At 68.5% G+C, this 10,434-nt stretch carries 8 protein-coding genes and 1 pseudogene; 4 read left to right on the top strand and 5 right to left on the bottom strand.

Features of this window, described 5'->3' with window-relative positions:
* Positions 1–278: 278 nt before the first annotated feature.
* The 5 genes from tkt to G4D87_RS25845 all read right to left on the bottom strand — a co-directional run bounded on the left by tkt (position 279) and on the right by G4D87_RS25845 (position 7,317).
* Positions 279–2,342: a transketolase gene (gene tkt / locus G4D87_RS25865; RefSeq protein WP_205507724.1), complete on the bottom strand. Its 2,064-nt coding sequence runs from the start codon at positions 2,340–2,342 to the stop codon at positions 279–281.
* A 145-nt stretch (positions 2,343–2,487) separates the two neighbouring features.
* Complete coding sequence (locus G4D87_RS25860) at positions 2,488–3,156, bottom strand: hypothetical protein (RefSeq protein WP_163784971.1); 669 nt, start codon at positions 3,154–3,156, stop codon at positions 2,488–2,490.
* 221 nt (positions 3,157–3,377) lie between these two features.
* Positions 3,378–5,084: a hypothetical protein gene (locus G4D87_RS25855; RefSeq protein ID WP_163784969.1), complete on the bottom strand. Its 1,707-nt coding sequence runs from the start codon at positions 5,082–5,084 to the stop codon at positions 3,378–3,380.
* A 163-nt stretch (positions 5,085–5,247) separates the two neighbouring features.
* Positions 5,248–6,456, bottom strand: coding sequence for a vWA domain-containing protein (locus G4D87_RS25850; RefSeq protein WP_163784967.1), 1,209 nt, complete (start codon positions 6,454–6,456; stop codon positions 5,248–5,250).
* Positions 6,457–6,468: 12 nt separating this feature from the next.
* Positions 6,469–7,317 carry an AAA family ATPase gene (locus G4D87_RS25845; RefSeq protein ID WP_163784965.1) on the bottom strand — a complete coding sequence of 283 codons (849 nt, stop codon included), beginning with the start codon at positions 7,315–7,317 and terminating at the stop codon, positions 6,469–6,471.
* A 189-nt stretch (positions 7,318–7,506) separates the two neighbouring features.
* On the opposite strand from G4D87_RS25845, the gene G4D87_RS39020 reads away from it, so the two are divergent.
* From G4D87_RS39020 to G4D87_RS25830, 4 genes and pseudogenes are all read left to right on the top strand, one after another.
* Positions 7,507–7,674: a hypothetical protein gene (locus G4D87_RS39020; RefSeq protein ID WP_176413565.1), complete on the top strand. Its 168-nt coding sequence runs from the start codon at positions 7,507–7,509 to the stop codon at positions 7,672–7,674.
* A gap of 127 nt (positions 7,675–7,801) precedes the next feature.
* On the top strand, positions 7,802–8,650 hold the full coding sequence (locus G4D87_RS25840) for a cell wall protein (protein WP_163784963.1): 849 nt from the start codon (positions 7,802–7,804) through the stop codon (positions 8,648–8,650).
* A gap of 162 nt (positions 8,651–8,812) precedes the next feature.
* Positions 8,813–9,334 (top strand): hypothetical protein, encoded by a 522-nt coding sequence (locus tag G4D87_RS25835; RefSeq protein WP_163784961.1) that lies wholly within the window; start codon positions 8,813–8,815, stop codon positions 9,332–9,334.
* 474 nt (positions 9,335–9,808) lie between these two features.
* A pseudogene (locus tag G4D87_RS25830) lies at positions 9,809–10,434 on the top strand (3-oxoacyl-ACP synthase III family protein); the annotation flags it as partial.

The following is a 10,434-nucleotide window of genomic DNA, read 5'->3' as shown; positions in this document are numbered from 1 at the left end:
GACCTGGAGGACTTGGAGGTGTGAGCGACAAGCCGGTTCGGGGGAACCAGGCTGCGACCGGGGGGACGCGACGCTCACGCCCACGAGTCAGCCGGGAACGACGTTGAAGTGACCTGATGGGCTCATGGCGCGGGGGGAACCCCAGCCGGGGGGCTGGGATGCGACGGGGGTCGCGCCTCTCCGCGCCATGAGTTCGCCAGGACGAGCACCTGGATGCCGAAAAGGCCCGAGGGCCTCGGACCGTTGGGGGACGGTCCGAGGCCCTTACTTTTTGCGGGCTACGGCCGCGTCTTCGTCTTCTTCAGCGAGTCCTTCGCCTGCTGGGCCACGTGGTCCACGGTGAAGCCGAACTTCTGCTGCAGCGCCTTGATGGGCGCGGAGGCGCCGAAGCTGCGCATGGCGACGATGTTGCCGTCATGTCCCACGAAGCGCTCCCAGCCGAAGGCGGCGCCCTTCTCCACCGCGACGCGGGCGCGCACGGACGGCGGCAGCACGCTGTCCCGGTACTCCTGGGACTGCTGCTCGAACAGCTCCCACGACGGCAGGCTGACCACGCGCGCGGGGACTCCGTCCGCCTTGAGCTTCTCCTGGGCGCCCAGGCACAGCGACACCTCGCTGCCGGTGCCGATGAGGATGACCTCCGGCTTGCCGCCCTCCGCCTCGGACAGCACGTAGCCGCCGCGGGCCACGCCGGACGCCGCGCCGTACTTGCTGCGGTCCAGCGTGGGCACCGGCTGGCGCGTGAGCACCAGCACCACCGGGTGCTTGCGCTGCTGGGCAATCACCCGCCACGACTCCACCACCTCGTTGGCGTCACCGGGGCGCAGCACGATGATGCCGGGAATCGCGCGCAGCGACGCCAGCTGCTCCACCGGCTGGTGCGTGGGGCCGTCCTCGCCCACGCCAATGGAGTCGTGGGTGAAGATGTGGATGGCGGGCAGCTCCATCAGCGCGGACAGGCGGATGGCGGGGCGCTCGTAGTCACTGAAGATGAGGAACGTGGCGCCGTAGCCGCGCAGCTTGCTCAGGCACAGGCCGTTGACGATGGAGCCCATCGCGTGCTCGCGCACGCCGAAGTGGACGTTGCGCCCGGCGAACTCGCCCGGCTTCATCGCCTCCCCGCCGGTGATGTACGTCTTCGTGGACGGGTTGAGGTCCGCCGAGCCGCCCACCAGCCACGGGTAGTGCTTGGCGATGGCGTTGAGCACCTTGCCGCTGGAGTCGCGCGTGGCCAGGCCCTTGGCGTCGGTGGGGAACGTCGGCAGCTCCGCGTCCCAGCCCTGGGGGGCCTCGCGGCGCTGCATGCGCTCCAACTGGTCGGCCAGCTCGGGGAACTGCTTGCGGTACTCGGCGAACTTCTGCTCCCACTCCGTGCGCAGCTGCTTGCCGCGGGCGCCCATGCGCTCCTGGAAGCGCTCGCGCACGCCGTCGGGCACCAGGAACTTCTCGTCCTCGGGCCAGCCGTAGAAGCGCTTGGTGCCCTTGATTTCCTCGTCGCCCAGCGGCTCGCCGTGGGCCTTGGAGGAGCCCTGGAGCTTGGGCGCGCCGTAGGCAATCTGGGTGGTGACGATGATGAGCGTGGGCTTGCCGCGCGCCGTCTTGAAGGTGCGCAGCGCCTCGCCCATGGCCTTCAAATCGTTGGCGTCCGGCACGCGCAGCACGCGCCAGCCGTAGGCCTCGAAGCGCCGGCCCACGTCCTCGGTGAAGGCCAGGTCGGTGCTGCCGTCGATGGAGATGTGGTTGCTGTCGTAAATCCAGCACAGGTTGGGCAGCTGGAGGTGGCCGGCGATGGACGCCGCCTCGGACGCCACGCCCTCCATCAGGTCGCCGTCGCCGCAGATGGCGTAGACGTCGTAGCCGAACATCTCGAAGCCGGGGCGGTTGTAGTAGCCGGCGAGCCAGCGGCTGGCCATGGCCATGCCCACGCTGTTGGACACGCCCTGGCCCAGGGGACCGGTGGTCGTCTCCACGCCGCTGGTCCACCGGTACTCGGGGTGGCCCGGGGTGGACGAGTCGAGCTGCCGGAACTTCTTGATGTCCTCGAGCGACACGGTGGGCGCGTCCTCGACGGTGTACTCGCGCGTGACGCGCTTCACCCCGGCCAGGTGGAGCAGCGCGTACAGCAGCATGGAGGCGTGGCCGTTGGACAGGATGAACCTGTCCCGGTCCGGCCAGATGGGGTGGGACGGGTCGTACCGGAGCTCCTGCTGCCAGAGCTGATACGCCACGGGGGCCAGGGACATGGGCGCCCCCGGGTGGCCCGAGTGGGCCTGCTGCACCGCATCCATGGCGAGGGTGCGGATGGTGTTGATGGCCAGCACGTCCTGCTTGTCGGTTGTCATGGTGTCCTCGCGGTCCCGCTCGCGTGCGCGCGCACCATGCCGCAAGTGACGCTCCAGGTGCTGCACCAAATGCGCTGTGGCCCGCCCGGCCGTCCGCCAGTCCACGGGCGCCCCCGGAATTCCTGCCCTGGGGGGCACGGTGCCCTCATTCCGCGGGATGCACGGCGCTCTTCGTGCAATAGGCCCTCGTCATGCAACAGGTGTCAACCGGCGGCACCTCCGGTGAAGTGGACACTGGAGGCGCAGGGCGGGGCGGAGGCATGAACGTGACTTCAAGCGGGAGGTAGTAGGCGGGGTTGGAGCAGGCACCGCGCAGGCAGAGGAAGGCCGCGGCGGAGGACCGCGGCGGGCCGCTGCTTTCGGCCTCAGAGAAGACGAGTCCGGTATGGGCCTTTGCCCCGGCCTCTTCCCGCGCGAGCTTGAGCGCGCCGAACACCGAGAGCCCGGCGTCCTCCAGCGCGACGAGCGTCGGCGCGCAGTGGAGCGGCTTCGACGTCTCATGGCTCCTCGTGCAGGTGAGCTGCACGGGAAGGTGCGCGGGCAGCGGCGACGAGATGTGTCCGGGGCCCTCTCGCTTCGCGAACCGCGTCGCGGGGCACGTCACGCGCACGTCAATCCGGGAAGCTGCGTCCTCGCAGTCGGGCGTACACGTTCCCAAGCGGCTGCGGCAGAAGCAGAGCGCTCCCCAGTCGTTGCCGCTCTTCACCATTCCCTGGACCTTGATCTCCAGCATGGCCTTCGCCGGCACCTCCTGGATGTGGGAGTGCGGCGTGGTGTCCTTCGCTCGTGGCGTGCCCGAAAGAGGGTCCATCACGTCGACGTCCAAGGGCCCCAGGGCGCGCAAGAAGGCGGCTTCGGGAACGACAACGCGCCGAGGGGCTTCATCACACGCCAGGACAATGGCCCTGGCGGGTGGTCCCGCAGGCTTGGGCGGCGCGTCGCCGGTGATGAAGAAGCTGGGACTCGCACACGCGACCGCCAGCGACGCAATGGCCAGTAGACGGACTTCCCATCCGGGTGGGCGCGCTGTCCGCATCACTCTCCCACCTTGAGGAGGGGGAGCAGGTCCGGGATGGACAGCCCGATGAGCGTGTACTGGCCGCCATCCTGGGGCGCCCACGCGTAGCCGAAGTGGAAGGCCCGCGCGACGTTGAAGCCCACGCCGATGGCAACCCGGACACTGGGGGCGCCGTCCTTGTTGTCCGCGGAGGCACTGGCCGAGTCCTTGTATCCACCGCTGATGAGTGAAATGGACGGTGCGAAGGCGACGTACTCCGCCAGGTTTGGTGCCTTGCGCGAGTTGTAGCTGACCGTGAATGGGAAGGTCACCGCCAAGGACCCTCTGCGCGTGCTCTGGTCGTTCAAGGGGATGGCGTAGGAGACGGGGATGCTTGACGTGGCCTCGACGTCGGAAGCAGAGGCGCCTTGGGCCGCTGCGATGACTTCCGTGAAGATGGGCACCGTGGTGATGAGCCCGAGGTTGTAGATGGAGAATGAATCCTTCAAGACGACGATGTCTTCATTGCCCGGTACACGGTAGATGGCGCGGAAGGTGACGCGCTGGTTGAGATAGTCCTTCCATGGGATGGGGAGGGAGCGGGTGCAGCCGTTGCGAAAGTCCAGCTCCGCCTTCACCTTGCGCGTCTTGCCATCCTTGCCGTCGGGAACCTCCAGCTCGAAGGTCCAGGGGCTGTTCAGCAGGACCGCGGGGGGAAGCTGGGCGCAGGTGGCCTGGTTCAGCGAAATGGCGACGTCCGCGTCCTGGTCGATGAGGTCCGCCAGACGTTGGACCTCGCCACCCGACTCCTCCATGAGGAAGAGGGAGCCCGTGCCCTTGATGACGAAGAACCCGGACCTGGCGGACACCTGGAAACGGGCGCCGTCAAACTCCGTGAAGTCCGTGTCGACGATGGCCGTGCGGCCGAAGCTCGGGAACTGCGAGTTGAGTCGCGCGGAGATTCGCCGGGCCAGCGCGTGCTTATGGGCCCTGCGGAAGTTCTCGGTGGACTTCTTCATGTTGGCGTCGTCGCCCAGCTTGAAGTCTGGATCCTGACGAGCGTTGTCCCAATGAACGGCGTCATTCAGGAGCTTGCCCTCTTCGTCACGGCAGAGTGAATAGAGGATGCGGTCCCCGTCGGACGTGTGAAGAAGGGTGCGCAGGTCCGGTGGGGATGTCTTCTGGCCAGTTGAAGGGCTGCTGGCTTGAATGTCTCTCAAGGGAATCTTCTCGGGCTTCGAGTCCCGTAGGCTGGTGCCACTCCCGTTCCGGGGCACGAGGAGCTCCCGCTCCTGCAGGCAGAGGAAGTCTCCGGCGTAGAGCGCCTCCACCCCAATCTTGACGGAGACGACGGCGTCCTTCTCCTGGTCGCCGCGCCAGCGCGCGAGCGTGAGTTCGCGATTGGGCAGTCGGTCAATATCGCTCGTCTTGACTTTGGCGGACGACGGCTGTGCTCCGATGTCGACCTGGAAGTAGAGGTGGCTGAAGACGGAGAGCGCGCTCAGGGGCCCCCCTTCTGCGTCGAACTTGACGATGATGCGGTCAAGCGCGTGGCTCTCGCCGCCGTCTGGAATCAAGGCGTTCTCGGTGAGCTTCAGCCGGATGGCCTTGGCCGTTCCCCCGCCTGTCGCTGGCTCGTAGATGGCGAACAGCTCGTAGGGTTGCGCCCACGCCGCGGCGGATGCCAGCAGACACAGGACATACAGGAAACCACGAGCCGCGTTCCTGCCACGATGGAGATGCATATGGGTTCCCCCGCTGCCAGCGTATTGCAACCCTTCCACGCAAGTGTTCACTCGGTGGAAGTGTTTGGCAATAGGCCGGGGTTCCTACCCGGGGGTGATTGACGCCGACGGCCGGAGGTGCCGTGGACGGGCACCGTCGCGGCGGCACCGACTGGGGCTTCGCCTACCGCCGCGCCGCCGCGCCTCGCACGGTGCGTCCCCGCGTCAGGTGCGTGACGGCTTCACCCAGGCCCTCCACCGTCAGGGCGAACATGGGGAACACGCGGGCAATCACGGAGATGGTCCCCGTGCGCCACGTGCCCATGGGCTCCGGGTTGAGCCACACGTTGCGCTCGAAGTGCTGCGCCAACTGCATCAGCCACGTCAGCCCTTCCAGCCCGTCTGTCTTGTAATGCCCCTGCGCATCCGTGCGGATGGACAGCTCGTAGGGCGCCATGGAGGCATCCCCCACCATGACCAGCTTGTGGTGCCGCCCCACCTGGGCCACCAGCTCCGGCACGGTGATGCCGCCGGTGAGCTGCGGCGTGGCGTACAGCTTCCCGTAGACGCAGTTGTGGAAGTAGTAGGTGCGCAGCTCCTTGAAGTGTGTCGCCTGGCTGGCCACGCTGAACAGCCGGCTCACCAGCGCCGCGTACGGGTCCATGGAGCCGCCCACGTCCATGGCCAGCACCACGCGCGTGTTGGGCCGGCGGGGCGGCCGGGTCACCACCTCCAGCTCGCCGGCGTTGCGCGCGGTGGCGGCGATGGACTCGTCCACGTCCAGCTCGTCCGGTGCGCCATCGCGAGCAAAGGCGCGCAGCTTGCGCAGCGCCACCGCCATCTGCCGCGTGTCCAGCACCACGTCGTCGCGGTAGCCCGCGTACCTCCGGGCCCCGGCCTGCATCAGCGCGCGGCCCTGGCGGTTGCCCGCGCCGCCGCCCACGCGGATGCCCTCGCGGCCGAAGCCATTGTTCCCAAAGGGAGACGTCCCGCCGGTGCCCACCCAACGGTTGCCGCCGTCGTGGCGTTCTTTCTGCTCCTTCAGGCGCTCTTCGAAGAGCCGGCGAAGCTCCTCCGGGTCCAACTGCTCCAGCAGCGCGAGCTCCTCGGGGCTCAGGTCGGGCCGCTCGCGCGCCTCCTCCAGCCAGTTGAGCAGCTCCTGCGTCAGCTCCAGGCTCGCCGTCTCCACGCCCTGGAAGTGGGCGAGGAAGGCCTGGTCAAACGCATCCAACTGCGTCTCCGAGTGCACGAGCAGCGCCCGGGACACATGGTAGAAGCCGTCCAGGTGGCTGTCGTGGAGGCCCGCCCGCAGCGCGCCGGCCAGGGCCAGCGCCTCCTGGGCGCCGACCTTCAGCCCGCGGCGGCGCAGCTCGTAGAAGAAGGGTAGGAACATGGCAGCGCCTCTTCAGGCCCGGGGACGGCGCCCGCGCCCGAAGGCCTCCGCCACGGAGACCAGGTCCTGCTCCTTCTTCAGCAGCGCGCCCAGGAAGGGGAGCTGCTCGTCCAGCTTGAGGTCGTGGACGCCCTGCGCCTTGAGCACGGCAATCCAGTCGATGAGCTCGCTGGTGGAGGGCTTCTTGCGCAGCCGGGTGAAGCTGCGCAGCTCGTAGAAGACCTTCAGCGCCTGCTCGGACAGCGCGCTGTCCAGGCCCGGGTGGTGCACGTCGACGATACGGCGCATCAGCTCCGTGTCCGGGAAGTCGATGAAGTGGAACACGCACCGGCGCAGGAAGGCGTCGGGCAGCTCCTTCTCATTGTTGGAGGTAATCACCACCACGGGGCGGTGCTTCGCCACCACCTCGTCACCCGTCTCGGTGACGCGGAAGCGCATCCGGTCCAGCTCGTGGAGCAAGTCATTGGGGAACTCCAGGTCCGCCTTGTCCACCTCGTCGATGAGCAGCACCACGCGCTCGGGCGAGGAGAAGGCCTCGCCCAGCGGGCCCTGGCGGATGTACTTGCGGATGTCGCGCACGTCCCCGTCGTTGAAGCGCGAGTCATACAGGCGCTGCACGGTGTCGTAGACGTAGAGGCCGTCCTGCGCGCGGGTGGTGCTCTTCACGTGCCAGGTGATGAGCCGGTGCCCCAGGGCCTCGGCGATGGCCTCCGCCAGCAGCGTCTTGCCGGTGCCGGGCTCACCCTTCACCAGCAGGGGGCGTTGGAGGGTCAGCGCGCAGTTGACCGCGGCCTGGAGGCTCTCGTGGGTCAGGTAGGTGTCGGTGCCTTTGAAGCGGACGGGAGTGGGCGCCTGGCTCATGCTCCAGCCCTTTAACACCCGCCGCGGTGTCTGGGGGGCTCGCCTGCCCGGGGCTTCCGGAAACGTCAGACCCGGACGGCAAGCTCATTCGTATGTCTCGGGCGGAGGCAGCCGGGCGGCCGGGCGGGGGAGGACCCGCGGGATTGGCCGGCCCGCCCGCCCGCCTGTCACCTGCTTCGCGGAGGCGCCATGGGTCACCTGGTTGTTCCAGCACTGTTGCTCGTGGGAGCCGTCTCCCTGGCGGTGCGCACCTGCGGGACGGCCGCCGTCACCCGGCCGCCTGAGCTCCAACGGGAGCCCCCGGAGCGCTCCCTCCCTCGGGCCGAGCCGCCGGCCGCCGTCAGCGCCCGGGGGTAGCCGCCGCGCTGCGCGGGAGGGGCCGACCTCTCGGGATGTATGGCTTCGCCCGCCGGTCAACGATTGGTGCGAGCCAAGCACAGGTTTTCACACCGGTTTCCCAGGGGGCCGTGTATTCTCCCGGGCAATGTCCATTGCGAATGCTCTTGGCGAAATCTTCCGGCGCGAACTCGATGCGCAGTTGGTCCCGTTGCAGGAGGCGGTCCGGCGCATGGAGGAAGGCCTGGAGGCCCTGGAGTTGCTGCGCGCGGTGACGGACCGGCTGGCGCCGCTGACCAGTCGCCTCGGCGCCATGGCGGGCGTGCGGCCGCCCACGGAGCTGCCCGCGTCCACGCGCGGAGGCCGCAAGCAGGTGGTCGCGGCGCCAAAGGGTCGCGCGGCCGTGGTCAGGCCGGTGGCGGCGAAGCCGGCGGTCAGCCAGGCGCGTGCGGAGGAAGGCACCCGGGCGTGCGCCGTCATCGGCTGCGACCGGCCCAGCCGTTCCAAGGGTTACTGCTCGGCGCACTACCAGAAGCTGCGGCTGCTGATGCGGACCAACCGCAGGCCGTCGGCGTGGAAGGACGACGCGCTTCCGCAATCGGTGGCGGACGTGAAGCTGCCGCGGGGGCGCGCCGCCAGCAAGGCGCTGCATGAGGGTGGCGCCACGAAGAAGGCCTCAGCGAGGCCCGCCGCCCCCGTGGTGACGCCGCCGCCCGCCGAGGAGAAGGCCCCGGCCGCCGCGAAGAAGTCGGCGGGTCGGAAGGCCGCGCGGGCGAAGAAGGCCCCGGCCGCCGCGAAGAAGGCCCCGGCCGCCGCGAAGAAGGCCGCACGGGCGAAGAAGTCCCCGGCCGCCGCGAAGAAGTCGGTGGCCAAGAAGGCCCCGGCCGCGAAGAAGGCCGCGGTCAAGGGGGGGCGCAACGTCAAGACCACCAAGGCGAAGGCCGGAGCCGGCAAGCGCAAGAAGGGCCGGTCCTCCTCCCAGGGCTCGCTGTTCTGATTCGAGCGCCGCGCGCCGCGGATTCCCTCGGGCCTTCGGGCCCGAGCGGCTTCAGTGGAATCCAGGGAGCGCGGTGAGCAGGCCGGACGAGCGGCCGGTTCTCGGACATCCCCTTCGAGTCTCCGTTGACAGTAACGGGGCGGGGATGGGATTCGGCCCGGCATGAGCGAGCAAGGTTATCCGGTCACCGTGGCGGTGCGTCGTCCCGACGGGCGGGTGGAGCAGGTGCGTGTGGGCACGGCGTTCAAGAGCGGCGAGGGCTTCACGCTGACGCTGGGAGAGATGTCCATTGGCGGCACGCCGGACGCGGCGGCCCCGGCGGCGCGGCGTTCAGCGCCCGCGAGCAGCGGTGGTGGCGGTGGGGATGGAATGGTCTTCCCCAACTACGGCCGCAGCAAGGGCGGGCCCATTGTCGGCGCCAGCATGGGCGACCTGGAGTTCTACGCCAACGGCGCGCGCCGCTCGCTGAACGACGCGAGCAAGTCGCGCTGGCACGACAAGGAGCGCCAGTTGCTCGCCGCCATTGAAGCGGAAATCGCGCGGCAGCGGGGCGGCGACGCGGGCGGTGGCAATGACGGCGGCTACGGCAGCCAGGGTGGCTACGGCGGCGGCCGTGGCGGTGGCGGTGGCTACGGCGGCGACGACATCCCTCCGCCGAACGACGACGACAACATCCCGTTCTGAGCCACGCCAGGTCGTTGAGTGGCCGCCCCCATGGGTGGGCGGCCTTCCCGATGTGTTGATTTCAGCACAGCCGTCTCATCCCCCCCTTCAAGCCAGAGACTCCCAGTGAGAGGCTCGGCGCCCAGCTCTGTCGTGTGGGTCTGTAAATACTCACGCACGCATGCGCCCTTTTCACTGTGCAGCGTAGTCATTGGCGACACCTGGGGTGACATGCTCAGTCACTGAGAGGAAATTCTCGTGGCGAAGCGCTTCATTCTCAACGGTCGCCGCTTCATTTGTGAAGCAACGAGAATCTCCAGTAATCTCAGGAGCTTCATGGAGCATCTGGCAAGAAGGTGATTCACGGATGAATTGGCCCCGTTCGCCAGCGGCAGTTGTTTCAACGACTTCGTATATGGCCTGAATCCTGCTCAACCCCCGTTCGCCAGGGAATGCCTCCCATATGGTGAGACTGTGAAAGAACGGGGCCATTAAATGACACCCAATGTCTGTGTCGTCGGAGCCGGTGCCTTCGTTCCTTCACGCGTAGTGAGCAACGAGCGAATCGCCAGGGCCATCCCGGGGTGGCCGGCGGCGCGCATCGAGGAGAAGGTCGGCATCCGCGAGCGCCGCTTCCTCTGGGACATCGACGAGGCCACGGGCCGGGCGATTCCGCCGCCCGAGAATGACGGGCACATCTACCCGGCCAACAACACGGACATGTGTGAGGTGGCGCTCCGCAAGGCGCTGGCCCAGGCGGGTGTGGACCCCCAGGCGCTGGACGCGCTCTTCGTGGTGACGTGTACGCCGGACGCGCCGCACTTCAACCACGACGCCATGGAGCTGCACCGGCGGCTGGAGATGCGCGAGGACGCGTTCGGGCTGGTGCTGGACGACGGCTGCGGCGGCACGCCGTACGTGTTGGACATGGTGAAGAAGATGATGGACGGCGGGCGCTTCCGCACGGTGGCGGTGGTGGCCTCTGCCTTCACGTCCCCGCTGGTGAACCGCGAGGTCTACACGGACGAGCTGCCGGCCGGGCCTGGCCGCTCGAAGACGCTGCAGGGCTACCTCTCCATGTATGTCTTCGGCGACGGGGCGGGCGCGGTGGTGCTCCAGTC

It is taken from the genome of Myxococcus vastator (assembly GCF_010894475.1).
GTDB classification, from domain to species: Bacteria; Myxococcota; Myxococcia; order Myxococcales; family Myxococcaceae; genus Myxococcus; species Myxococcus vastator.
The sequence above is the reverse complement of the archived record's forward strand: the minus strand, read 5'-3'. Positions and strand labels throughout refer to the sequence as shown.

Bases quoted from the DNA above. Each gene is read 5' to 3' on its own strand.
- tkt (WP_205507724.1), bottom strand. From the start codon at position 2,342: ATGACAACCGACAAGCAGGACGTGCTGGCCATCAACACCATCCGCACC.
- G4D87_RS25855 (WP_163784969.1), bottom strand. From the start codon at position 5,084: ATGCATCTCCATCGTGGCAGGAACGCGGCTCGTGGTTTCCTGTATGTC.
- G4D87_RS25850 (WP_163784967.1), bottom strand. From the start codon at position 6,456: ATGTTCCTACCCTTCTTCTACGAGCTGCGCCGCCGCGGGCTGAAGGTC.
- G4D87_RS25845 (WP_163784965.1), bottom strand. From the start codon at position 7,317: ATGAGCCAGGCGCCCACTCCCGTCCGCTTCAAAGGCACCGACACCTAC.
- G4D87_RS39020 (WP_176413565.1), top strand. From the start codon at position 7,507: ATGGGTCACCTGGTTGTTCCAGCACTGTTGCTCGTGGGAGCCGTCTCC.
- G4D87_RS25840 (WP_163784963.1), top strand. From the start codon at position 7,802: ATGTCCATTGCGAATGCTCTTGGCGAAATCTTCCGGCGCGAACTCGAT.
- G4D87_RS25835 (WP_163784961.1), top strand. From the start codon at position 8,813: ATGAGCGAGCAAGGTTATCCGGTCACCGTGGCGGTGCGTCGTCCCGAC.